26 protein-coding genes are annotated in these 21874 nt (G+C 65.7%); 6 read left to right on the forward strand and 20 right to left on the reverse strand.

The window, feature by feature from the left end; all coding sequences use genetic code 11:
- Nucleotides 1–46: 46 nt before the first annotated feature.
- Entirely contained in the window at nt 47–742 is a 696-nt protein-coding gene (locus AC3WJI_RS02140) for a FecR family protein (RefSeq protein ID WP_492755587.1), read from the reverse strand.
- Nucleotides 743–1026: 284 nt separating this feature from the next.
- The gene (locus AC3WJI_RS02145; RefSeq protein WP_492755588.1) at nt 1027–1563 is read right to left on the reverse strand and encodes an RNA polymerase sigma factor; all 537 of its coding nucleotides are present in this window, start codon (nt 1561–1563) and stop codon (nt 1027–1029) included.
- A 590-nt stretch (nt 1564–2153) separates the two neighbouring features.
- Here AC3WJI_RS02145 and AC3WJI_RS02150 point away from each other — a divergent pair.
- The 4 genes from AC3WJI_RS02150 to AC3WJI_RS02165 all read left to right on the forward strand — a co-directional run bounded on the left by AC3WJI_RS02150 (nt 2154) and on the right by AC3WJI_RS02165 (nt 3707).
- Nucleotides 2154–2429 (forward strand): transcriptional regulator domain-containing protein, encoded by a 276-nt coding sequence (locus AC3WJI_RS02150; RefSeq protein ID WP_492755589.1) that lies wholly within the window; start codon nt 2154–2156, stop codon nt 2427–2429.
- Nucleotides 2430–2445: 16 nt separating this feature from the next.
- Complete coding sequence (locus AC3WJI_RS02155; protein ID WP_492755590.1) at nt 2446–2946, forward strand: DNA -binding domain-containing protein; 501 nt, start codon at nt 2446–2448, stop codon at nt 2944–2946.
- A gap of 173 nt (nt 2947–3119) precedes the next feature.
- Nucleotides 3120–3296, forward strand: a complete 177-nt coding sequence (locus AC3WJI_RS02160) for a DUF3606 domain-containing protein (RefSeq protein WP_492755591.1) — start codon at nt 3120–3122, stop codon at nt 3294–3296.
- 213 nt (nt 3297–3509) lie between these two features.
- On the forward strand, nt 3510–3707 hold the full coding sequence (locus AC3WJI_RS02165; RefSeq protein ID WP_492755592.1) for a DUF6771 family protein: 198 nt from the start codon (nt 3510–3512) through the stop codon (nt 3705–3707).
- 1158 nt (nt 3708–4865) lie between these two features.
- Here AC3WJI_RS02165 and AC3WJI_RS02170 read toward each other — a convergent pair.
- From AC3WJI_RS02170 to AC3WJI_RS02210, 9 genes are all read right to left on the reverse strand, one after another.
- Entirely contained in the window at nt 4866–5765 is a 900-nt protein-coding gene (locus tag AC3WJI_RS02170) for a HEPN domain-containing protein (protein ID WP_492755593.1), read from the reverse strand.
- A 486-nt stretch (nt 5766–6251) separates the two neighbouring features.
- Nucleotides 6252–7493, reverse strand: a complete 1242-nt coding sequence (locus AC3WJI_RS02175) for a ferritin-like domain-containing protein (protein ID WP_492755594.1) — start codon at nt 7491–7493, stop codon at nt 6252–6254.
- The gene (locus tag AC3WJI_RS02180) at nt 7490–8269 is read right to left on the reverse strand and encodes an alpha/beta fold hydrolase (protein WP_492755595.1); all 780 of its coding nucleotides are present in this window, start codon (nt 8267–8269) and stop codon (nt 7490–7492) included. The genes AC3WJI_RS02175 and AC3WJI_RS02180 overlap by 4 nt, the downstream gene beginning before the upstream one ends.
- Nucleotides 8270–8288: 19 nt before the next feature.
- Nucleotides 8289–9053 carry an SDR family oxidoreductase gene (locus tag AC3WJI_RS02185; protein ID WP_492755596.1) on the reverse strand — a complete coding sequence of 255 codons (765 nt, stop codon included), beginning with the start codon at nt 9051–9053 and terminating at the stop codon, nt 8289–8291.
- 5 nt (nt 9054–9058) lie between these two features.
- Complete coding sequence (locus AC3WJI_RS02190; RefSeq protein ID WP_492755597.1) at nt 9059–9688, reverse strand: glutathione S-transferase N-terminal domain-containing protein; 630 nt, start codon at nt 9686–9688, stop codon at nt 9059–9061.
- 2 nt (nt 9689–9690) lie between these two features.
- Nucleotides 9691–10431 carry a sensor histidine kinase gene (locus AC3WJI_RS02195; RefSeq protein ID WP_492755598.1) on the reverse strand — a complete coding sequence of 247 codons (741 nt, stop codon included), beginning with the start codon at nt 10429–10431 and terminating at the stop codon, nt 9691–9693.
- Nucleotides 10432–10494: 63 nt separating this feature from the next.
- Nucleotides 10495–10959 (reverse strand): carboxymuconolactone decarboxylase family protein, encoded by a 465-nt coding sequence (locus AC3WJI_RS02200; RefSeq protein ID WP_492755599.1) that lies wholly within the window; start codon nt 10957–10959, stop codon nt 10495–10497.
- A gap of 46 nt (nt 10960–11005) precedes the next feature.
- Nucleotides 11006–11458 (reverse strand): hypothetical protein, encoded by a 453-nt coding sequence (locus AC3WJI_RS02205; RefSeq protein ID WP_492755600.1) that lies wholly within the window; start codon nt 11456–11458, stop codon nt 11006–11008.
- Nucleotides 11455–12216 carry an SDR family oxidoreductase gene (locus AC3WJI_RS02210; protein ID WP_492755601.1) on the reverse strand — a complete coding sequence of 254 codons (762 nt, stop codon included), beginning with the start codon at nt 12214–12216 and terminating at the stop codon, nt 11455–11457. The genes AC3WJI_RS02205 and AC3WJI_RS02210 overlap by 4 nt, the downstream gene beginning before the upstream one ends.
- Nucleotides 12217–12560: 344 nt before the next feature.
- Here AC3WJI_RS02210 and AC3WJI_RS02215 point away from each other — a divergent pair, with 344 nt between their 5' ends.
- A complete protein-coding gene (locus AC3WJI_RS02215) occupies nt 12561–13382 on the forward strand; it encodes an alpha/beta fold hydrolase (protein WP_492755602.1) in 822 nt (273 codons plus the stop codon).
- Nucleotides 13383–13424: 42 nt separating this feature from the next.
- Here AC3WJI_RS02215 and AC3WJI_RS02220 read toward each other — a convergent pair whose 3' ends face one another.
- From AC3WJI_RS02220 to AC3WJI_RS02250, 7 genes are all read right to left on the reverse strand, one after another.
- Nucleotides 13425–14969: a sensor histidine kinase gene (locus AC3WJI_RS02220; protein WP_492755603.1), complete on the reverse strand. Its 1545-nt coding sequence runs from the start codon at nt 14967–14969 to the stop codon at nt 13425–13427.
- 148 nt (nt 14970–15117) lie between these two features.
- A complete protein-coding gene (locus tag AC3WJI_RS02225) occupies nt 15118–15498 on the reverse strand; it encodes a response regulator transcription factor (RefSeq protein WP_492755604.1) in 381 nt (126 codons plus the stop codon).
- An 80-nt stretch (nt 15499–15578) separates the two neighbouring features.
- Nucleotides 15579–16226 (reverse strand): response regulator transcription factor, encoded by a 648-nt coding sequence (locus tag AC3WJI_RS02230; protein WP_492755605.1) that lies wholly within the window; start codon nt 16224–16226, stop codon nt 15579–15581.
- Nucleotides 16223–16774: an RrF2 family transcriptional regulator gene (locus AC3WJI_RS02235; protein ID WP_492755606.1), complete on the reverse strand. Its 552-nt coding sequence runs from the start codon at nt 16772–16774 to the stop codon at nt 16223–16225. The genes AC3WJI_RS02230 and AC3WJI_RS02235 overlap by 4 nt, the downstream gene beginning before the upstream one ends.
- A 54-nt stretch (nt 16775–16828) precedes the next feature.
- Nucleotides 16829–18088, reverse strand: coding sequence for a cytochrome b (locus AC3WJI_RS02240; RefSeq protein ID WP_492755667.1), 1260 nt, complete (start codon nt 18086–18088; stop codon nt 16829–16831).
- 25 nt (nt 18089–18113) lie between these two features.
- Complete coding sequence (locus AC3WJI_RS02245; protein ID WP_492755607.1) at nt 18114–18539, reverse strand: hypothetical protein; 426 nt, start codon at nt 18537–18539, stop codon at nt 18114–18116.
- A 53-nt stretch (nt 18540–18592) separates the two neighbouring features.
- Nucleotides 18593–19342 (reverse strand): SDR family NAD(P)-dependent oxidoreductase, encoded by a 750-nt coding sequence (locus AC3WJI_RS02250; RefSeq protein ID WP_492755608.1) that lies wholly within the window; start codon nt 19340–19342, stop codon nt 18593–18595.
- A gap of 316 nt (nt 19343–19658) precedes the next feature.
- Here AC3WJI_RS02250 and AC3WJI_RS02255 point away from each other — a divergent pair, with 316 nt between their 5' ends.
- Entirely contained in the window at nt 19659–20627 is a 969-nt protein-coding gene (locus tag AC3WJI_RS02255; protein ID WP_492755609.1) for a hypothetical protein, read from the forward strand.
- Nucleotides 20628–20749: 122 nt separating this feature from the next.
- Here AC3WJI_RS02255 and AC3WJI_RS02260 read toward each other — a convergent pair whose 3' ends face one another.
- Together AC3WJI_RS02260 and AC3WJI_RS02265 are read right to left on the reverse strand one after the other, a co-directional pair.
- Nucleotides 20750–21301, reverse strand: a complete 552-nt coding sequence (locus AC3WJI_RS02260) for a hypothetical protein (protein ID WP_492755610.1) — start codon at nt 21299–21301, stop codon at nt 20750–20752.
- Complete coding sequence (locus tag AC3WJI_RS02265) at nt 21298–21429, reverse strand: excalibur calcium-binding domain-containing protein (protein WP_492755668.1); 132 nt, start codon at nt 21427–21429, stop codon at nt 21298–21300. Before AC3WJI_RS02265 ends, AC3WJI_RS02260 begins: the two co-directional genes overlap by 4 nt.
- Nucleotides 21430–21874: the final 445 nt, after the last annotated feature.

The following is a 21874-nucleotide window of genomic DNA, read 5'->3' on the forward strand; positions in this document are numbered from 1 at the left end:
CGCGACCCTAATTGCGGCTCGCCATTTATTTCGCCAGAAGCGTGGCTCAGCCGCGCGTGAGAAGGATAGCGTTTTTCGTGCGCTTTGCTTGCAGCGAGAACAATCCGGACACCGCAGCGACGAAGCTGGCAATATCGCCGGTCTCGAACGTGCCGTCGACCTTGGCATCCGCCAGGCTTGCATCGCCGAGGCGGATACGCTCTTCGCTATAGCGATTGGCTTCGGCGATTGCCTGGGCAAGCGGCGTGCTGCGGAAGATCAGCCGGCCCGAAGTCCAGCAGGTTGCGGCCTCGAGATCCACCATGGCGGCCTGCATCGTGCCGTCCGCCAGCAGCGTCGCGCGCTCGCCGGGGCGCGTCAGCCGTGTATCGCGGCCATCGCGGCCGCCGGCGACGAGCACCGCGCCCTGGGCGAGCACGACCGCGATCTGCGCGAGTGCGCGGCGGACGTCGAACTGGGTACCCAGCGTGCGGACCACCATGTCGCGGGCCAGCACTTCGAACGGTCGCTCGGGGTCATGGCGGACTTCGAAAAAGGCCTGGCCGCGATCGAGCGTGACGCGGCGGCTACCATTGCCCTGGTGCACGCGGAGCGCGCTGTCCGTGTTGAGGCGAATGCGCGACCCGTCGGCCAGGCGGACCAGCAATTGCTCGCCGATAGCGGTCTCGTAGGAGCGGCCCCGGCCGAGCAGCAGCCAGCCGGCGCTCGCCGCGACCGGAACCGCCGCCGCGCCGGCAAGCACCGAGCCACGGCGGGGCGGCTCGGCCGCCAGCCCCGGCTGCCGAGCCGCGGCCGCTCGAGCGCGTCGTGGACCGCGGCGGCCAAATCCGGATCGTCGCCGAGCACCCGCGATTGCCGCCACATGGCTTCGAGGCGGGCATAGCGCTCGGCATTTCCCGGCAGTCTGCGCCAGGCGTAGAATTCCTCGAGCTCCTCGGTGGTGACTGAGCGCGTGTTGAGCCGGGCCAGCCATTGGCCAGCCTGCTCGTCCGCGCGCATCTCGTCCGTCCCCATAGGCTTCGCTCTTCAGTCGCGCAGCGTCGCCGCGCACATCGCCAGCGCCCGGCCCATCCGCCACTCGACCGTTTTCACCGAGACGCCAACATGGCTCGCGATCTCCTCATAGGTCAAACCGGTAAAGCGGCTCAGTACGAAGACATCGCGGTAAATCGGCGGCAAAGCGAGGATCGCCTGCTTCATCGCCAGCGCCGCATGCTGCTCGGGCTCGATACGGCCGAGCCTGACCTCGTCCAGCGTGTCGATCGGGTCGGCAAGCCCACCGCGCACGCTGTTGCGCCGCATTTGGTCGCGCGCCAGGTTGACCGCGATGCGCAGCAGCAGCGCGCGGGGGTGGCGCTGCGCTTCCTCCGGCGAGTAGCGCGCCGCGCGCAGATAGGTTTCCTGGACGAGATCGTCGACCTCGAGCGGCGTTGCGCGCAGCCGCCAGGCGAGCGCCCGGCCGAGCCAGCCGGCGTGGCGTCGATAGAGCGCGTCGAGGATCAACCGACGCCGCGCCGCGTCCGCCTGCCTGTCCTGCTCCGCTCGCGGATCCGCGCCCGCCATGGCTCCACTCCCTGTCCGGGGGCGGCTTTGCTGCTCAAGGAATCCCATGCAGGCGCGGCGGCCGGCTATTCGCCGACGCTCGCGCACGCGTCTCCGCGCAGAAGGCGCGCGGGACGCGCCGGTCTTGCACAGGGGTTTCCACGCCCCTGCCGCCGATGCGTCGGCGGCAGGACCATGCTGTCCCAGCCGCCGGCGCTTGGCAAATGGCAGGCGAGCGCGGGGAGGGGGTCGGGTGTTGGAACCTTCGTGCAAAGGCCCGCTAGTTGCGGACGGTCCGCTGCCATTACCCCGGCTCCCGGACCGGCGCTGTTTCACGGCACCCGACCCCTCGAGCGTGCCCGCGCCGATCCCCCGCCGCAACCCGGCAGCATCGCGCGAATCGCCATCCTTGCCCGTCTGTTGCCACGCCTGCGGCAGGCGGGACCCTGCGTCGCGAGGGAATTTGCCGGTTCACTACCCGGAATTTGCCGAATCTCGCGCAGATCCTTGCGGGCGGCGCCGAGATCGCGCGGCGACTCGGCGCGTGCCGCGACAACGGTCCTGGGCCATGCTCTGCTGGCCCCTTAGCGAGGCGGATAGCGAGGCATTGCGTGCCTTCGAAGATCGGGCCGGACTGGCGGGACGCGGCCGATTATCGGCCGTTGCTGACGCTTCCTCGCCAGGCTTTTGCCTGGGAGTTTCTGCGCCGCAATCCGCGCTACCGCGCCGATGTTGGCGAGGCGCCCCCTGTCCGGCGGGCACGCGGTTTGCGCCTCCTCGCGGTCGAGGCGCCGCCGGGAGGTGCGGCGCGGTGGGGGCTGAGCTTTCCGCGAGGATCCCGAGCACGACGCCGGCACGGCCTGCCCGATGTGGCGCGAGGAAGTTGATCGCGGGGTGGTGACGGTGGACGCTCTTGCTGCGCCCGCGGGTGACCGCGACAGTCTCGACCTGCGGCGCCTCGCCATCGATGTGCAGCTGCTGACGGTACCGGGTGCCGCCCAGCAGCTGGTTCTAGGCGAGGGCGCCCGGCAGATCCATTTGTCGCTGCGCAGCGGTGCGCTACTGAGCGGTCCGGTGCGCCTGCGCTATGCGATCGAGGGGCTGCACGACCTCGAGCCCAAGCTCCTCACCCTGCGGCGACTCGCCGGCCTGTGGCGGCTCGGGCGGATGCCGGCGGAGCTGTTTCCGCGCGATCCGCGCGCGGATCGCTGGATCGCGCTGCTGCGGACGATCGATGCGCGGCAGGCGGGCGCCAGCCACCGCGACATCGCGCGTGCGCTGTTCGGGCACAGCGCCGTCGAGGACTGGCGCGACGGCGCCGACTTTCTGCGCTCGCGGGTCCGCCGCCTCGTTCGTCAAGGAGAGGCGTTGCGCGATGGCGGCTATCTCCGCCTGGTCTCTTGACGGCGCTCGCACGCGGGCTGCCGTGCGCGGCGGTCCGGCGGGCGAAGCCGCGCGAACGCGCCTGTCGCGGTGTTCGCTCCTCAACGGGCATCGTCTCCTCTTGCGCGCCAGCGCTTCTAAGGAAACGCGGCGGGTATCCGGCGTTTTCTCATCGCAACGATGGAGAAAGCGTGATGGGTGACGATAGCAGGAAGGTCGGATCGCCCGATCGCGACCGGATCGCGATGGGCGAGGATCATGAAGTGCGCTACTGGACCGTGGCGCTCGGCGTGACCCGGGAACGCCTGCAGCAGGCGGTGGACGCGGTCGGTTCGTCGGCGGACAAGGTCCGCCAGTATCTGCGCGATTGAGTGAACGGCGGGGCGGGGACGCTCCTCCCCGCCGCAAAACCGCAGGGCCGAGCCGGCCGCCCTCTCGGGCGCGCAACGGGTGCACGCCACATCGTCGCCAGGGCCATTCGGGAGCCGCGAGTTGGGGACGGGGCTTGGGGTGCTTTTCTTCCTCGGCCCTCAGGCAGCAACGCCCCTCTTTCCTGTCGTTCACTTTTCGTTCTAAAAAGACGTATGGAACGAGTCGCATCATCCTCGGCGCTGACAGCCGCCATCCTCGCGGCGCCCGCCTGGGCGCAGATTGGCCTCACGGTACGCGATCCGCGCCTGCGCCAGCGCGCCGCGCAAGCCTTGGCCGAGACAGTGCTGGAACGGCTCGAGGACGGCTTCGCGCCGGAACCGCATCCCGACCAGCTCGCGCTGGCACTGTGACCGAGCCGGCGTCCACGGCCCAGACCGTAGGGCGCTCGCGGTCGCACACGCCGTCTAGACAAGGGTCGGACCGGCAGGGGGCATTGGCCTCGGCGGGGCGATGGGACATCGAATAGCAGATCATGTCGGTCGCGGTCGCGATGCGCCTGGCATCTGAGGGCTGCTAGGACGATCGTCCGCGTAGCTGAGCCGCATCGCACGGCCTGCGGCAATGACGGCGAATGCGGCGCCAAGGACGTTCTACGTGCGCGATGTCTCGGCGCTGCCGGGTGATCCATCTCCAGAGCATTTGCATGGCGTTCAACGAATTGGAGCGAACACATGACTGACACCTTAGCGTGACCCGAGGCGAGCGAGGCGGACTATGCCAAGCGGCTGTTTGACGCGGTGCTCGATCTGGTGATCGGCCTGGATGCCGATGCGCGCGGGCAGGGCGGCTTCGTCCGTCCGCATGTGATCCGCTCGATCCTCCGATGTCGCCGCCACCGTAGACAATAATTGCGAGTTGCTGAAGACGCCGCGCGACCGCCGCGCCTTTGGTGACGAGATGGCCAAGCGCTATGCGGTGTGGGCGAAGGGATTGGCGGAAACGCCGGCGACCGATTGGACGAAGGTCACGCCGATCGGGCGTGGGACGGTCAACTGCATCGGGCATCGTCGGAGGCGGTCATCGCTATGAAAATGGGCTGGCCTCGCGTCGCTATCGAGGGCAGTTGAGAAGCGACTACCGCGGGCATGCCCTGGCCCCCCGTGCCTCGGCGCGTCCAGCGCCGCCTTAGATAAAGAGCGGGGCTGAGGACCCAGACTGCCGGCGCTGCGCGCCGGGCAGAGTGCGGCGCCAGATCACGGCCCCGCGGCACTCCGGCGACGCGGGCGGGCGGCGCGCCCGGTTTCGGCGCGGTCGACAATTGCCGTCCGATGCTCGAAGCCCGGTTCGACGCCGCTGCTCCGCCCGCTCTGCCGGTGAGCCTTCTTGTGCTGCGGCGTTGCCGCCGGCTAGACGCCGCTGGGGGCGGACTTTGATAGTCCTGGTGTTGCGGCGAAAAGCGTGGTGCGAGGAGCTGATCAGAGCGCCCGCGTGAAGTCATAAGGCTGTCTCGAGGACAAGGGTTCGTCGCAAACTTTGCGCGAAGGCAGCACGCCATTAGGGGGGCGCCGTCAGTCGCGCGCAAGCCGCTCTTCGCAGACCGCCCGGACCAGGTCGCGGAGCACCGCGACACGCTCGCCGAGCCAGGTCAGCTCTTCGGAGGTGATCTTGTAGTGCGGGGAGTAGCGCGCGTTCACATATGCCTGCCGGAGCAGCTCGAAGCGGCGCCGGCTGTCTTTGTCGTCGCGTGGCCATGCCTCGATTAACGTAGGCGCAATATCTTCAGCGAGTGAGCGAAGGAAGTTGAGACGATGCGACTTTGGACTGTACAGCGTTAGCACCAGCAGAACGCAGTGATAGAAGTGTTCTGCCGCCTGATGAAGCAAAAAGGCAGCCTTGTTCTGCATACTTTCTGCTTCCGCGAGCTCGCCTAGCCGAGCAAAATCAACCGCACTGAGAAACCAGCGCTCGAAATGTTGTCTGGCTTCGGCCGCGGCATCTTCCGGAGGAAGATTTCGTGGTGCCGCAAATGGGTTCTCTTCGGCCTCGTAGAGCGCGATCCCTTGCTTGAGGATGTCTACAAAAAATGGCCGCCCGCGCTCGAGCTGCCCATTTACGTCCCTGAGCGTGTGGACGATGAAGTTGACCGGCGCGCTGAGCGCCTGCGCTATGGTCACTTCGCGCATCAACCGGTCGTCGGCTGCCGCCCAATATTCGGTGATGTCCGTAAGCCGCTCATCGTTGACGACCACGAGGATGTCATAGTCCGAATGATAGCCGCCAATCGGATCATCGACCCAGTCTCCCCGCGCATACGATCCGTACAGCACCAGCTTGAGGATTCGCGCCGCTTTCCTTTTCGGGTCGGTCGTTCGCGCAGAAATCTCGGCGAATTCTTCGAACAGAATACGCACCAGCAGCGCGAGTTCGCGCTGCTTCGCCTGGGGCAAATGATCGAGATCGGTTCGCATGTCTGATCCGACTCTGGCAGGCATGGCCAGATTGGCAAGTGGGATGCGGTGCCGCTCGACCGACTTCGTATCAGCGAGTCAACGCGGACGGACAGCCATTTGGGCGCTGGGAGATTCCGCTTAGCGCGCAATCCCCGTCACTCACTGGCCCGGCACTCAGTCGCGAAAGCCGCCGCTTGTTCATGCAGCTAGGATGGCCACCATGGGGGGATAGCGGCCGGTCTGCTTTCGGGCGCTGCAGCGACGAAAGCGGACGTTCGTTCATGAAGCTCGTGTGGCAGCTACGCGCCCAATCCTGGTCGTTCAGCTTCGTTTCGGCGCCCCCCGGAACCGGCCGTTTATCGTCTTGCCTTGGCAGGGATGTGAACGACCGACACAAGGACGATGCTGGCCCGTGGGCTTCTACTAAATTGCGAACCCGAAGCGCAGCGTCCGGTCCAATTGAACGCCGGCGTTCGCTTCGTTCTCAGGATCATCGTCCTCTCATCAAACCGGGGCCAACGCCGCTCGGAGGCGGTCTGCCTGATCCTTCACGATCTGCCGCGCGTGCGCGCACCTGGGATCCATCGGATCCATATCTTTGATAGCCGCTGCCACCTGATCAAGGCGCTCGGCATAGATCCCGATCGTGGCCGGGCTTTGCGGGAATGGTGACGCTTCCCGCGGTGCAGTGAACGACATCCCGGCGTTGTACTCCCGGTTCGCCGGACCTGCAGGAAGCCTCGCGGCACGCTCGCCCAACGCACCGATGGCGTGCATCAGGGCGACGGCGGCGCTGACGAAGAGCGTTTTGCGCGGATCCGGGCGGGGCACCGCGTAGGCGCCGGCCAGAAGGCGCAATGCGAGAACATAGGTCGCATTGGCGGCGTCGACCGCGGCGATGGCCTCTGCATTTTCGAGCCAGACCTTACCCTCTGGATGTGGCGGCTTGCGCAGGACGGGATTGACTGCGGCGGCATGCGCGGGCGCGAATGCAGGGTTCGCGGTCTGGAGTTGTCTTAACTCGGTCCGGACTGCCTGGAAGCGTGCGAAATGTGAGTTCTCGCGATGCTCGGGCGCGCCCTCCCCTTCGACAACGATTTCCGCGAGCGCTGCCAGCGCGCTGTCGAGATCGGTGACGACCGTCGCACCCTTAAGGCGGTTCTCGGCGGCGCTCAGCTGCAGGGCTGGATCGCCGCAGAAGACGGTGTGCTCGCCGAGATCTTCCACCAGCCTACGCAGCTCGGTTTCGAGGCGTTGGTAGAAGTCGCCGATCGTCGCATAGTCGAAACCGGTCGGGGTCAGGCGAAATGCTGCCGGGGTTCGAACTTCCGGCGCAGGCGCGGCAAAGCCGTTCCCGTCGGGCTCCTCGGAGGGATCGGGTCGTTCAAGATAGATGAAGTGCTGGATCACGTCCTCGTCGAAGGGCGCGAGCCGCACGACGATGTTGGCCGGCAGGTATCCGGGCTCGAGGGGGAAATTCGTGCGGCCGAAGCGCGGCGTACCCCCAAGCGCCGAGGTGATGTTCCACACGGCCACCAGATGGCTCATCTCGTCGACGGCGACGCCGAGGATGGCGCGGCGCCAGCGCGTCACCGCTTCGGCCTCGGACGCGCTCAGTCCTTCCGCCTCGCCATTCTTCAGGCTGAAGGCGGCATAGAGATAGGTGCACATCAGATTGTGCTCGAGCTCCGCCGCCTCGTACAGCGCGTGAAGCACCGCTTCGCGCGTGACCGATTCCACGCTCACTTGCCGGCCGCCGCTTCTTCGATCAGCGCTGCGACCTCGCCCGGGTGCGAGACCATCAGCGCATGCGAGGCGCCGGCGATCTCGACCGTCCTGCGGGCATGCGCGCGCTCGGCCATGAACTTCATCACTGCTGCCGGGATGTTCCGGTCGGCGGTGCCGTAGATCATGTAGGAAGGCAGCTCTTTCCAGCTGGCGACGCGCGAAGGCTCTCCCAGTGCCGACAAGGTGACGGGGCGCTGTGTCGCAGCCATTTCCGCGGCCTGGGCGGCGGGCACGTCGGCGGCGAATTGGGCGTGGAACTTGTCGGCTCGGATGTAGAGGTCTTCGTCACCGTCGGGCAGCGCGATCGGGTACAAGGCATCGCCGAGCGTGCTGCCGGGGAATTTGGCGGACAGCGTGAGGCTGGACTCGCCCGTGTCGGGCGCGAACCCCGCAACGTAGACGAGCGCCTTCACGTTGCCGTTGCCGTTCGCCGCCTCCGTGATCACCGGACCGCCATAGCTGTGCCCGACAAGCACCACCGGCCCTTTGACCGACTTGACGATGCTGGCCACGGTAGCCGCGTCCCTTGCGACGCCGCGCAAGGGGTTGGCGGCCGCGATGACCGTGTAGCCATCCCGCTCCAGTCGCGTGATGACCGCCTCCCAACTCGCGGATTCCGCAAAGGCGCCGTGCACGAGCACGATCACGGGCTTCTCGGGGGGCGAGGTGTCGTGGGCAGTCGCGGTGCCTGCGAGCAGGAGTGCTGCGGGAAGCAGCAGCGTGGAAAGACGCATGGAAGTCTCCTCGAGAAGATCAGCGTTGAGTGATCGGGATGCGGAAGGGTTGGAGGCTGTCGCGCAGCCAGTCGTCGAAGCGTAGGGTCGCGATGCGGGCATCCGGGCCCGGGAGCAGGCAATCCTCGGAGAGCTCAGCGCCCAGGTAGCGCGCACCCATGTCGGGAACGATGCGGCGCCCGTCTTCGTGCGCAGTCGCGATCTCGGCCGCGACCTCATCGAGGCGGAGGCGGTCGGGGCCTGCAACCTCGATAACTCCGCCTGCGGGATCGCTGAAGGCGGCGTCGGCGAGCAGGTCGGCCAGCTCCTCGCCGGCGATCGGCTGGACGAAAGCCGGCGCTATCGGGATGTCGCGGGCCGTGCCGTCCTGCACTACATCGGCAATGAACTCGAAGAACGGCGTAGAGCGCAGGAGCGTGAAGGGAATGCCGGAGTCCGCCGCCATCTCCTCCTGGATCCGCTTGGCGCGGAAGTAATTGCTGGCAGCGAGACGATCGACACCGACGATCGAGAGCACGACGTGGTGGCGCACCCCGGCACGTCGCGCTGCCGCGAGCAGATTGCGGCTCGACGCCTCGAAAAAGCGCAGCGCGGCCGCTCCGTCGAGGGACGGCGAATTGGACACGTCGATGACGATCTCCGCATCGCCTAGCGCGTCGTCGAGCCCGAGTCCGGTCACGGTATCCACGCCGAAGCGCGGCGCGACCTCGAACACCCGAAGATCCGCCTGACGCAGATTGCGCACGAGGCGTGTGCCGATGCGGCCGCTGCCGCCGATCACCACGATCTTCATACGAGGCCCTCGAATGAGGCGGCGTCGATCGCCGGAAGAGGTGGCGCCAGCCCTTCCTCAGCCAGAGCGCGACGGACGGTCTCCCGCTCAGCGACCCTTTCGAAATAGCCGATCATCTGGGGCGAGAGGGGTACGTCGAAGGCCACCGCCCAGCGCAGCATGACGAACAGATAGGCATCTGCCACGGTGAAGCGCGGGCCGAACAGATAGAGCTCATTGATCTGCGCCTCGATGAGCGCGAGGCGGTCGGCCACCGCCCTTCTCGCAGCGGCGCGCTCTGCCGGGTCCTGCGAATGCCAGAAGGGCTTGAACGCGACATGGAGCTCGGTCGACAGCCACGACAGCATCTCGATCAGCCGGATGCGGCCGAGCGGGCCCCCTGGTCCGAGCGCGGGATGGCGGTCGGCGATATGTGCGAGGATTGCGACATTCTCGCTGAGCGCCTCGCCTTCGTCGAGCACCAGCAGCGGGACATAGCCCTTCGGATTGATCGCTAGATAATCCTCGCCGAGCTCGGTGGTCTTGGTCTTGATGTCGACCCGCTCGAACTCCGCCGGCAGGCCCGCCTCGTGCAGCGAGATCCGGCCGGACAGACTGCAGGCGCCGGGCGCATAATAGAGCTTCATGGTCAGATCTCCTCGTTGACGTCTTCGGGTGGGGCGACGGGCACGCGCAGCGTCACCGCAGTGCCGATACCGGGCGCGCTATCGATCCGGACGGTACCGCCGGCACTGCGGGCAAAGGCCGCGACCATCGGTAGCCCTATCCCGCCCAGGCCATCCCGCTTGGTGGTGAAGCGCGGATCGAAGGCCCGGGCGATTGCGTCGGGGCTCATCCCGATACCGTGATCGACGACAAGCAGATCGACCGTCGCGTGGCCGGGTCGCACCTCGATCCGCACCGTGCCGTTGCCCGCCATGGCGTCGCGGGCATTGAGAACGAGATTCAGCAAAGCGCGGCGCAGCCCCACCCCGTCGCATAGCGCGATCGGCAGGTCCCGCGCGGCCTCGATTTCCAGGCGCAGGGCGGGCGCATCCAGCGCTCCGACCAGGGCTGCGACATCGGCGAGGCTCGCCGCGAGATCGCATGGCGCGACCGCCGGCGCGTGCACCCGGGCCAGGTTCTGCCGAACAATCGCGCCGGCGTGATCGAGCGAAAGGCGGGCGCGGTGCAATAGCGGCCCGGTATGCGCGGCCGGCATCCCCGGGGCCCGCAATACGATGTTGATCGCCGACGTGGCGATCTGGATCAGGTTGCCGAGATCGTGAACGATGCCCGCCACCGCGAGAGCGCCGGGTTCCAACGGCACCGCGTCGAGCGGCGGCAGTATCTCGGGCACGGGCGTGCCGGTGGCCTGATGCGGGTTCACGGGCGGTTCCTCGAAGAAGGGCGGCTGCGGGGCCTGGGGGACGTGCCCCGCAGCCGCAGGGGCTCAGGCAGCGGCCGCGGCCGGCGACTCGACCGGATGGACGGCCTTCAGCCCGATCTGGACCCGATTCCACAGATTGATCGCGCCGATCAGCAGGGTGAGCCAGGCGATCTCGGTCTCGTTGAACTGGGCCTGGAGCATCGCATAATCGGCGTCCGGGGCATGGGTCTTGGAGACGCGGGTGAGCGACTCGGTCCAGTTGAGCGCGGCGCGCTCGCGCTCATTGAACAGCGGCGAGTCGCGCCAACCGTCGAGCACATGGATGCGGGCATGGTTCTCGCCCTTCGACACCGCATCCTTCACGTGCATGTAGATGCAGTAGCTGCAGCCGTTGATCTGCGAGGCGCGCAGTCGGACGAGCTCGAGCAGGCCATGGTCAAGGCCGCTATTCTCGATCGCGGCTTCCACCGCCATCATCGCTTTGGTGCCTTCGGGAGCGACCTGGAAGATGTTCATGCGAGGGGTCACGGATAGTCTCCTTGGATGGGAACCAGAGGGTTCCAGGGAAAAGGGGTCAGCCTGCCGCATGCGATGTGCGACGCTCGCGCTCCGCCCAGAGCGTCAGCACGAGGCCGATGAGCGCGGGCAGCGACACGGCCGGAAAGTCGCGCAAGAGGACGGAGGGGCCGCAGATGCCGGCCGCGACTTCCCAAAGGTGGAACAGCGCATGGCAGCAGAGCCACAGCGTCGCGCCACCCCACAGCACCACCCGATAGTCGCGCAGGAGCAGCCCGATCAGAAAGGCGGTGCCGATGAACAGGAAGATGATCCCGATGTCGCGGATGAAATGCTGGTTGAACGGACCGGTCGTGGTCACCCCCGGCACCGCGAAATACCATCCGGCGGGCGATATCAGCATATAGGCGCCGTTGATGAGCGCGGCCGTTCCCAGCAGCGATGCGAAGAAAAAGCTGACCTGGCGGAAGCCCGAGGCATCCACGCCGCGCGTGTCGCGACGCGCAGTCATTGCTTCACCGGCGGCGGAACATTGGCGACCCACCAGTCGAAGCTGGAGCTGCCAAGACGAGGGGCAGGTCCCGGCAGGAGCGTGTCGTCGTAGAGCCTGACGCCGAAATAAAGCGCCTCCGGATCGGCGACGACCTGGCGACGGTCGCCGTCATGCGCGAGCACCCGCGCGACCAACTCGTCGATGCGGAAGATCTCCGGGCCTGCGACCTCGATCGCATCGTCGAGCGGACCCGTTAGCGCTGCCTCTGCCACCGCTGCCGCGACGTCCTGTGCAGCCATCGGCTGGAATCGGGCGGAGGGGAGGCGGACCGTGTCACCTTCGGTTGCCGACTGGGCGATGCCGCGCAGGAACTCGAAGAACTGGGTAGCGTAGACCAACGTCCAGGGAATGCCGGAATCCTTGATCAGCCATTCCTGAACCTGCTTGGCGCGGAAATAGCCGCTGTCCTGCAGTCGGTCGGTGCCGACGACCGACAAGGCGACGTGATGCCGAACTCCGGCGGCTTTCTCGGCCGCGGCGATGTTGCGCCCGGTGGTCTGGAAGAAGTCCATCGCCGGCTTGTCGTCGAACGACGGCGAGTTGGAGACGTCGATCACGACTTCGGCGCCGGCAAGAGCGCGGTCCAGACCTTCACCGGTGAGCGTGTTGACGCCAGTGTCCGGCGCCGCGGCGAGCACCTCGTGCCCCTCCTGCTCCAGTCGAGAGACCGCTTTCGACCCTATGAGTCCGGTGCCGCCGATTACGACGATGCGCATGTTTCGATCCTCTATCGCCGGGCATGGGAAGAGATGGCCCGGATCACGTGGTGGAGGATCGCGGATCGGGCGCCGCGCCTCCATCATGCCGAGGCATGCGCCAGGCTGATCAATCGGCAGGGGGCCCTCTCCCAAAGTGCAGGTCGGCCACGCCGGATGTAAATCTGTCGCCCAGAAAGGCGGCCAGGGTTGGTGCGCCCCATCCCACCGAGAGCATCGCCGCTACCGGCGGCGGGCCGCGCCAGTGCCATGGTCCGGTCGATGCGCAGCCCTGCTTGCGCTTAGCGCCATCCTGCCGGGAGGCGGGCCGCAGCGGTCCGCGCAGGCGCACAAGGAGAAATACGGTGCCGATGTTCACCACCAGCGACGGACATGAGCTTTATTACAAGGACTGGGGCCAAGGCTCGGTCGTTACCTTCTCGCACGGCTGGCCCCTGAGCTCCGAAGCCTGGAGCATCCAGATGCAGTTTCTCGCAGAGCAGGGCTATCGCTGCATCGCCCACGACCGCCGGGGTCACGGCAAGTCGGCCCAGACTGCTTCGCGCAACGACATGGACGGCTATGCCGATGATCTCGCCGAGCTGTTCACGGCTCTCGACCTCAAGGACATCGTCATGGTCGGCCACTCGACCGGCGGCGGCGAGGTCGCGCGCTATATCGGCCGGCACGGCACCGCACGCGTCAAAAAAGCGGTGCTGCTCGGCGCGGTCCCTCCGATCATGGTGCAGAGCGAGGCCAATCCCGAGGGGCTGCCGCTGAGCGTGTTCGACGGGCTGCGCCGCGACATTCTCGCCAACCGCTCGCAATTCTACCGCGACTTTGCGATCCCCTTCTTCAGCGCCAATCGCGAGGGCGCGAACGTGCCGCAGAGCCTGCTCGACGAGTTCTGGCTGATCAGCATGCAGGCAGGCCTGAAGAACGCCCATGACTGCATCAAGGCTTTCAGCGAGACCGACTTTACCGCGGATCTGGCGAAGTTCGACGTGCCCACGCTGATCGTGCACGGCGACGATGACCAGATCGTTCCGATCGCCGACTCTGCCTACAAGTCCGCCAAGCTGATCAAGGGTGCGCAGACCCTTTTCTATGCGGGCTTGCCGCACGGGCTGACCGCTACCCATGCGGACCGGTTCAACGCCGATCTGCTCGCCTTCCTGCGCAGCTGAGCGCGCAGGCGCCCGGCGGAGTCCCCCAAGCGCCGCCGGGCGTTACCGCGAGGCGGGTAGCGAGAACTGGAAGACGGCGCCGCCGTCGGGATGGTTGAAGGCAGTGATCGTCCCCTGGTGCGCCGCGATGATCGACTGACAGAGCGCCAGGCCTATGCCGATGCCATCGTCTTTGGTGGTGAAGAAGCTGCCGAAGATCCGATCAAGGTCCTGCGGTACGATGCCGGGGCCGCCGTCACGGATGGTGAAGACCACCATATTGTCCGCGCTCGCGGCGGTCTCCAGTTCGATCCGCCCGCCGCCAACGCCCTGCGCCTGCACGGCGTTGACCAGCAGATTCACGACCACTTGCTGTAGTTGCACCCGGTCGCCATGGACGTGCGGCAGTCCGGCGTCGAACGAAGTCGACAGCTGAATTGAGCGCGACTCGATCTCGTGGCGGACGAAAAGCAGGGCCTCCTCGACGACCGCGCTCAGGTCGAGCCGGGTACGCTCCGGCGCACGCCTCGCCGCCATGCCGCGGATGCGCTGCACGATGGCGCTCGCGCGACGCCCGCTTTCGGCGATACGCGCGGTGAGCTGGCGCACCTTGGCGAGGTTGGGGTCGTCGCGCGACAGCCAGCGCTGGCTGGTCTCGGCATTGGTGACGATTGCCGAAAGAGGTTGATTGATCTCGTGCGCGATCGACGTGGCGAGCTCGCCGAGCATCGAGATGCGTGCGGCGCGCGAGTAATCCGCCTCGAGCTGACGAAGCTGCGTCTCGGTGCGCAGCCGTTCGGTGATGTCGATAAAGCCGAGGATTGTCACGTCCAGCCGTTCGGGCGGCGTGGGGTAGGTCACCGAGAGCTCGACGTCGCGTAGCCGGCCGTCGAGCGTGCGCAGCTTCATTACCTCGACCCAGTTGCGCTGCTCTTCGAAATGGGCGGTGATCACGCGCTTGGCGCTGTCAGGCGACGCCGCGAACACGAAGTCGACCGGTCCGAGAATCTGGGTGACGTCTTTCGCCCCGAGCAGCTCGATCGCGCTACGATTGGCGTCGGTTACCCTGACGATGTCGCGCGAACGGAGCGCCAGTTCGGGCGTCTCGTCGAGATAGCGGGCGATGTCGGTCACGCCCTGACGGCGCAATTCCTCGAAGATCGGCCGCATCGCGCGCGAATCCACCTGGATCAGCGCGCTGGGCATGTTGTGGAAAAGGTTGCGGTAGCGCTCCTCGCTTGCGCGTACCGCCCAGAGCGAGCGATCGTCCGCCAGCACGCCTCCGACGGCGATGAATACGATGTCCGGGTGCGCCGGATCGGTGGAGACGGTCGTCCAGCCATTCCCGAAGGCGATCGAGGTGATTTCCCGGGTAAGCGGCGCGCCGGGGGGATAATTGGCGACTGCGGCCATGATCAGGTCCGCACCAATTCGCCAGCTCTCGGGCGGGCAGAAGCGCGTGAACAATTCGCCGATCATGCGGCCGCGCCCACCGAGCGGACCCAGCAGATGAAGATTGTTGTCGTCGATGTCTGCGATGCGCACCTCGGCGAGCAAGGCGCCCACCCAGTCCGCCGGTGCGTCACCGCTTACGATCGCGTCGATCATGGGCCGGGCAGCAGAGATGTCGAGTGCCCACCAGGCGGTGGCAGCAGCATATTGAGCGCTGGTACCAGGGCGGGGCAGGAGGCGGCCGGAGCCGACGGCGCTGCCTGCGCGCTCGCTCCCCGCGAGTGAAAGGGGGCCCGCCGTCATTTCATGCCCCTCGCATTGCATCCAGTGCCGAGCGCAACGTCGCCAGCAGCGCCTCGTCTGCGACCGGCTTGGTGAACCAGGCCACGGCGCCGCCGCGCATCGCCTGTATGCGTGTGGCATCCTCCACCGAGGAGGTGATGAAGATCACCGGCACCGGGCAGCCGCGGGCGCGAAGCCGCCGCTGGAGCTCGAGCCCATCGATCTCGCCCATGCGGACGTCCGTGATGACGCAGGCAAAATCATCTGCCGCCGCGTCAGCGAGCAGTTCGGCACCGTCGCGAAAGGTACGGGCAGGGAGACCCTCGACTTGCAGAAGGTCGAACAGCGCTTCGCGAACGGCATCGTCATCATCCACGATCGCAATAAGGGGCGGCTGGCGCACACACAGTCCTCAATGACGCGGCCGGCTCGGCCTCCCGCGGATGTCGCTGAATTCCGGTGTGTTCGTAACCATACCATGGTCTAGGTGGTGCGTTCGCGCAGCTCTGGCGGAAGCAGGTCCCAGGCGCGGATCAGCTCTCCGATCGAAGCCGCGCGCATCTTCTTCATGACGGCGCTGCGGTGAAGTTTCACCGTCACTTCGGTGATGCCCAGGTCGAAGGCGATCTGCTTGTTCAGCCGCCCGCGTGCGACCTCTGCCAGCACCTGGCGTTCACGCATGGTCAGTGTCGCGTAGCGGTCGACCTGCTGCTTCACGAGTGCTGCATCGGCTCGACGGGCGATATCGCGCTCGATGCCCGCGGTCACCGCGTCGAGGAGGGATTGATCGCGAAAAGGCTTGGTCAGGAAATCGACCGCGCCGGCCTTCATCGCCTGCACGGTCATCGGGATATCACCGTGTCCGGTAAGAAAGACGATCGGCTTGGCGTTGCCGGTGGCAGCGAGATGCTGCTGCAGGTCGAGACCACTCGCGCCCGGCATGCGGACGTCGAGGACGAGGCAGCCGGGCCGCTCGGGCAGTTCCGCCTCGAGCAGCTCGCGCGTAGAACCAAAGCCCGTCGCGTCGATCCCGACCGAGAGCATCAGTTCCTCGAGCGAGGTGCGCACGGCCGCGTCGTCGTCGACGATCAGCACCAGTGGGCGCTCGTCGAGCGTTGCGAGAAAGGTCATGCTCCACCCTCCCTTTCTGACCGACCGGGCGCGGCCGTCTTGCGGACACGCCCTTCGATGCGCGCCCCGATCCAGGTCGCCACGCCGGCCTTGAACTCGGCGGGCGCGAAGTCCGAAAAACCCTGAGCCAACTGGCCCAATGTCTGCCGGGCGAGCGTGTCGCGCATCGCCTTCTCCGCCTGCAGCATCACGACATGCACCGCGCACACGCCCCCCGTCGCCCAGTCCGGAGGCTGATTGTCGAATACGGCGCAGCGCCCGCGCACTTCCTGGCAGTCGAACAAGGGCTTCCGCCCGTCGATCGCGTCGACGATCTCGAGGAATGTGATTTCCTCGGCCGGTCGGCCGAGCACATAGCCGCCGCGCACGCCCTCCGAGGCGCGCACGATTCCTGCCTTTTCGAGCTTGGGGAATATTTTGGCGAGTAGGCTGTGCGAAACGCCTTGGAGCTCGGCCAGGTCGCGGCTGCTGAGCGGCGTCTCGCCGGACCCCACCAGCCAGAGCAGGCAGTGAATGCCGTATTCCACGCTGACCGAGAGATGTGCCATAACGCGGACAATATCAGTCCGCGTTTAGTTAGGCAATGTCGGTCGGATGGACGATCAGGGGTTGGCACCGCTGAGGACGGACGCCGTGATCGAACTCGGCAACGGCAATGGTTTCTCGATCTGCCCGACGATCGGAAGAACGATCAGGAAGTGCGCGAAGTAGTAGATCGCGGCGATCTGCGAGACGATGACGTAGCGCGGCTCCGCAGGAGCACCGCCGCACCAACCAAGCACCAGCACGCAGGGAATCAGGCCGAACCAATAGAATGCGCGGAAGAGGGGGCGGTAGCGCCCGGAACGGACCGGTGAGCGGTCGAGAAGCGGCAGGAAGAACAGCACCAGAATCGACGCGAACATTGCGAGCACCCCCCACAGCTTTGCCGGGAGGATGAAATCGGCCGTGAATGCGCGCAGGATCGCGTAGAACGGCCAGAAATACCATTCGGGCACGATATGCGCCGGCGTCGATAGCGGGTTGGCGGGAACGTAGTTGTCGGGATGTCCGAAAGCGTTGGGGTAGAAGAAAACCACCACCGAGAAGAGCGTCAGGGCCACCGCGAGGCTGAACCCGTCCTTGGCGGTGTAGTAGGGATGGAAGGGCACCGTGTCCTGAGGCCCTTGTACCTCGACTCCGGTGGGATTGCTCGAGCCAGGGATGTGGATCGCCCAAACGTGGAGGATCGCGACCCCGACGATAACGAATGGCAGAAGATAGTGGAGCGCGAAGAAGCGGTTGAGCGTGGCGCCGTCGGGCGAGAAGCCGCCAAGCAACCAAACTCGAATCGGCTCGCCGATCACTGGAATAGCGCCGAACAGACCAGTGATGACCTGTGCTCCCCAGAAGCTCATCTGCCCCCAAGGAAGAACATAGCCCATGAAAGCCGTGGCCATCAGCAGGAGCAGAATGACGAGCCCGAGCAGCCACGCCATTGCGCGCGGCGCCTTGTATGATCCGAAATAGAGGCCGCGGAACATATGGACGTAAACCGAGGCGAAGAAGAGCGACGCCCCGTTCATGTGCGCGTAGCGGATGAGCCAGCCGTTGTTGACGTCGCGCATGATGTGCTCGACCCGCTCGAAGGCGAGTCCAGTACTCGCGGCATAGTGCATTGCCAGCACGATGCCGGTGACGATCTGGATGAGCAGCGCAGCGCCGTTGAGCACGCCGAAGTTCCAGAAATAGTTGATGTTGCGCGGAACAGGATAGCCCACGCCAGTGGCGTTATAGACGAAGCGCGGCAGCGGCAGCTTCCCGTCGATCCAGCGCATCACTGGATGCTTCGGCTCATATTGCTTCGCCCACGGGAAGGTCATGCGCCAGTTCTCCGGTCGTCGGGTGTCACGCGGCGTGCTGACGAGGCGGCAGGAACGCACCGCCAGTGGTGCCTGGCCAGGGCGTGACGGTCTCGCCGGCGACTGCCCAGCCGCGCGTCTGCTTGCGCAGCCGGAGCTCGTACATGACCGGCGGAGCAGCAGGACTCATGCGGCGATAGAGTAAGGCTACCGCGTCATTTCCCTGCTGTTCGACATGGAGCACGCGATACTCGGTGGAGAGCGGCGGCTCGCCGGCGTCCCGCCGCGATCGGAACTCGGCAAACGCTTCGGCGCGCGTGAAGCGCTTCACCGTGCCTTCCGGCGTGAGGATCAGGAACGTCTGGTCTTCGGTGTAGAGCCGCTCCATGCCGTCGAGGTCGTAGGCGCTGCCGATATGGACGACGTCGGCGATGAAGTCCGTGATGGCCGGGTCAAAGGTCGGATTGGACATAGGTTCTTCCTTATCTGTGGATGTGCTGAAAGCCGGCGGAACTGGGAGCGGGATCACACCAGCGCCATGCCGCCATCGACGCGAAGGTTGACCCCTGTGACGAAGCTGCTCGCATCGGACGCCAGGAAGAGCGCAGCCTGTGCGATCTCGTCGGGGCGTCCCAAGCGCCCAAGCGGGATCGCGGCCGCCATCTGGGCCTCGAACGCGGGACGCTCGTCGGGCGAGACGCCCAGCTTGCCCAGAATCTCGGTGTCGGTGGGTCCTGGGCTGAGCACGTTGACGCGGATGCCGCGGTGCTTGAGCTCAAGCGCCCAGTTGCGCGCGAATGCGCCAATCGCTGCCTTAGAGCCGGCATAGACGGCGTGACCATCAAGCACCTTGTCGCTGGCGAGCGAACCCGTGATCACGATCGCACCGTGGTCACGCATCAGCGGCAGCATCTTCTGGACCCCGATAAATACACCGCGAGTGTTCACGGCGAACTGGGCGTCATATTCGGCCTCGGGGACCTCCCCAGAATGACGGATGGTGTTGATGCCGGCATTGGCGATGTAGATATCGAGACCACCGAAGCGCTCACCGATCACGTCCGCTGCCCAGGCGTGAAACTCCGGATCGCTGACATCGCCTACGACATAGTCTGCGTTCCCCCCGATGAGGTCGGCAGCCCGTTTCGCGGCGTCCACGCGCCGGCCCGATACGATCACCTGTGCGCCTTCGGCAGCGAACAGTTGGGCGATCGCGAAGCCGATCCCGCTCGTGCCGCCCGTGATCATCGCCGTCTTGCCGCTGAGCAGGGTCATGATTCCTCCAGCCTTGATTGGGGTTGGAGGTAGGCGATGCGAGTTCCCTCGTTATCTGTCCCTTGGTCGAGACCCGCATGGCCAAGGGTCGAGCTTCTGCCACGCCACTGGCCAGATGTGTCCAGCGCTCGCTTCCGCCAGAACCGGGCGCGGGCTGTGGCAGATGCTGGAGCCACCTGGGGTGCCGTGTTAATCGGACGTGACAGGGATGATGAACGCAGGGGTTTTTCCGATTTCACCCTGCGGCCAACGAAATGGCAGTCGAGCGTCCTACCTGTCCGGCTCTTCCACAGCCGCAGATGCCCGGGAGTGAAACATGGCGTCGCCGACCAAGATCCTGCTGCAGACCACGATCCCGTCCGTCGATGACGACTGGAACATATCGCGCTTTTCGATGCTGCGGGACCATCTCGCCGGGCTGACGGACGCTGACGGTGCCCCGGTCTTTACCGTCACGACCCGCGACCGGGCCGAGCCAGGCGCTCCGGACCCCGTGCTTTCCACGCTCGACCGCTCCGACTATGCCGCGCTCTGGTTGTTCGCCGTCGACACCGGCGACGGCCTGATGACCGAGGACTGCGCTGCGATCAGCCGCTTCCGCCAGAATGGTGGCGGGCTGCTTGTCACGCGCGACCACATGGACCTGGGCTGCTCCGTATGTACGCTCGGCGGGGTCGGCGAGGCGCACTTCTTCCACAGCAAGCATCCCGATCCCGACACGAGCCGCCATGCGATCGACGATGACCAGACCACCAGCATCCTCTGGCCGAATTACCATTCGGGAGCGAACGGCGACTTTCAGGAGATCGAGATTGTCGGTGACCCTCATCCGGTACTGCGGGACCCGGCGTTGCCGGGAGGATCGATCCGGTTCTTGCCCGCGCATCCGCACGAGGGCGCAGTCGGCGCGCCGCCGACGGATGGCAGCGCTCGCGTGATCGCAACCGGCACCAGCAAGATCACTGGTCGGACCTTCAACATCGCTGTTGCCTTCGAGCCTTCGGCAGCCGGAGGGCCAGCCTGGGCGGAATCAACCTTCCATCATTTTGCCGACTATAATTGGGATCCCGCCAAAGGCTGTCCGAGCTTCGTTGAGGAGGCTCCGGGCGACGGCATCGCGCGTTCACCCGAGGCGCAGCTTTCGATCCGAGCCTATGCGCGCAATCTCGCTTTGTGGTTGACTCGACAGCTTGCGGCAGACGCGCGCGTCGAGGCGCTCGATCGCGAACTGGACGAGGCACTTGAGGAGAGCTTTCCGGCGAGCGATCCGCCGGCGATCTATTAGCTCACAGTTGCCTATCTGTTAAGGTTAGCTTCGGCTTGGCAGCTTTCCGCGTAGTCCAGCCCGTTAGCTGCCAGTCCGCAATCGGCCCGCTTGCAGTCGCGAACGTGCTGGAACCGGGCTGCCTAGAGGGAGCGTCTGCGGCTAAAGTTTGGATCGGCGACGATGCTCACAGCGCCATCCCACGGGATCTTCGCTACATATCCCACCAGAAAGACCCAAGCGATGGCAGCGATTGAAATAGGTCCCGTGACGTTCGAGGGCAGCGGGTTCATGGTGCCAAGCAGTTCTCTGCTGATGAAACCTGCGAAAAGTAGCTGAGCAAAGACCGCAAGCTGGAGAACGCCAACGATCCACAACGACCGCTTGTACGGCGGTTCAACTAGCGCTCTTTTCAGGCCAGCACCTGCGATAACCGAAATTATCAAAGCGGCTGCCATCAGTACGAAGAGCGCTAGTATCTCGAGTGCGGTGAGCGCTGTCGCCGGCCTGTGCTGGTTGAGGTCGACCGCCCTAGGAATAAGCATGGCTAGGAAGATGACGGGAGGAACCCCCGTGATCAGCAGCGCTCCAAACACAGGCTGTGTCAGCTCAGCCCTGCGCTTTAGAGCACCACCGTCGGCTAACTTCGGCGTCGCATCGACCATGATTTCAGAGAGTCCGTCCTGTTCATTCATTCGCATCCCACTCCGTCACCATCGCGGCCTGACTCTCGGCTGTACCCCGGAAAATCGCGCCGGATTGGTGTCGCCCCGGCGGTTGTTGTTTGGGTGCAATCTGCGAAACGTGTCGAGCTCGATAAGATCTCTCATCCGCTTGTTGTCGGATGGGCTCGCGCCTCACGCTTTTGATCTGCGTTCGAGGGCTAGGTAGCCAAGATCGTGGTCGCCGCTGAAATCGCAAGCGCAGATAAAGGCAAGCTCATCCTCCGTCTCCTCGTCCAAACGCGTGGTGGCCTCTGCCACTGATATGAAGTCAAGACGCCGCTAAGCATGCCGATAGGTGCGGAGCCCCGAGGTTGCGCACGTCCGTTTAGTTACCTACGAAGCCAAAAGCAGATGGACCGCTCCCGGCCCGCTTCCAGTCGGTCGGCGCGCCGGACGCAAGGATGGCAGCTCCCGGGCCGCTTGCCGACTGTCAGCTTTTCGGCTCGAGATCCGAAATAGCTGCCGTTCGTCGGTTGCGGGCATCGAATGACGGCTATCGCCCCGATTGCAGACGTGCTTGAGCGGCGGCACTTGCGTTCGGTT

Source organism: Sphingomonas sp. FW306-1B-B10E, assembly GCF_058782005.1.

What these genes read in the sequence shown, in the direction of transcription:
- AC3WJI_RS02145 (WP_492755588.1), bottom strand. Translation starts at nt 1,563, where the DNA reads ATGGCGGGCGCGGATCCGCGAGCGGAGCAGGACAGGCAGGCGGACGCG.
- AC3WJI_RS02160 (WP_492755591.1), top strand. Translation starts at nt 3,120, where the DNA reads ATGGGTGACGATAGCAGGAAGGTCGGATCGCCCGATCGCGACCGGATC.
- AC3WJI_RS02165 (WP_492755592.1), top strand. Translation starts at nt 3,510, where the DNA reads ATGGAACGAGTCGCATCATCCTCGGCGCTGACAGCCGCCATCCTCGCG.
- AC3WJI_RS02170 (WP_492755593.1), bottom strand. Translation starts at nt 5,765, where the DNA reads ATGCGAACCGATCTCGATCATTTGCCCCAGGCGAAGCAGCGCGAACTC.
- AC3WJI_RS02180 (WP_492755595.1), bottom strand. Translation starts at nt 8,269, where the DNA reads ATGCGTCTTTCCACGCTGCTGCTTCCCGCAGCACTCCTGCTCGCAGGC.
- AC3WJI_RS02190 (WP_492755597.1), bottom strand. Translation starts at nt 9,688, where the DNA reads ATGAAGCTCTATTATGCGCCCGGCGCCTGCAGTCTGTCCGGCCGGATC.
- AC3WJI_RS02205 (WP_492755600.1), bottom strand. Translation starts at nt 11,458, where the DNA reads ATGACTGCGCGTCGCGACACGCGCGGCGTGGATGCCTCGGGCTTCCGC.
- AC3WJI_RS02210 (WP_492755601.1), bottom strand. Translation starts at nt 12,216, where the DNA reads ATGCGCATCGTCGTAATCGGCGGCACCGGACTCATAGGGTCGAAAGCG.
- AC3WJI_RS02220 (WP_492755603.1), bottom strand. Translation starts at nt 14,969, where the DNA reads ATGATCGACGCGATCGTAAGCGGTGACGCACCGGCGGACTGGGTGGGC.
- AC3WJI_RS02230 (WP_492755605.1), bottom strand. Translation starts at nt 16,226, where the DNA reads ATGACCTTTCTCGCAACGCTCGACGAGCGCCCACTGGTGCTGATCGTC.
- AC3WJI_RS02235 (WP_492755606.1), bottom strand. Translation starts at nt 16,774, where the DNA reads ATGGCACATCTCTCGGTCAGCGTGGAATACGGCATTCACTGCCTGCTC.
- AC3WJI_RS02240 (WP_492755667.1), bottom strand. Translation starts at nt 18,088, where the DNA reads ATGACCTTCCCGTGGGCGAAGCAATATGAGCCGAAGCATCCAGTGATG.
- AC3WJI_RS02245 (WP_492755607.1), bottom strand. Translation starts at nt 18,539, where the DNA reads ATGTCCAATCCGACCTTTGACCCGGCCATCACGGACTTCATCGCCGAC.
- AC3WJI_RS02250 (WP_492755608.1), bottom strand. Translation starts at nt 19,342, where the DNA reads ATGACCCTGCTCAGCGGCAAGACGGCGATGATCACGGGCGGCACGAGC.
- AC3WJI_RS02255 (WP_492755609.1), top strand. Translation starts at nt 19,659, where the DNA reads ATGGCGTCGCCGACCAAGATCCTGCTGCAGACCACGATCCCGTCCGTC.
- AC3WJI_RS02260 (WP_492755610.1), bottom strand. Translation starts at nt 21,301, where the DNA reads ATGAATGAACAGGACGGACTCTCTGAAATCATGGTCGATGCGACGCCG.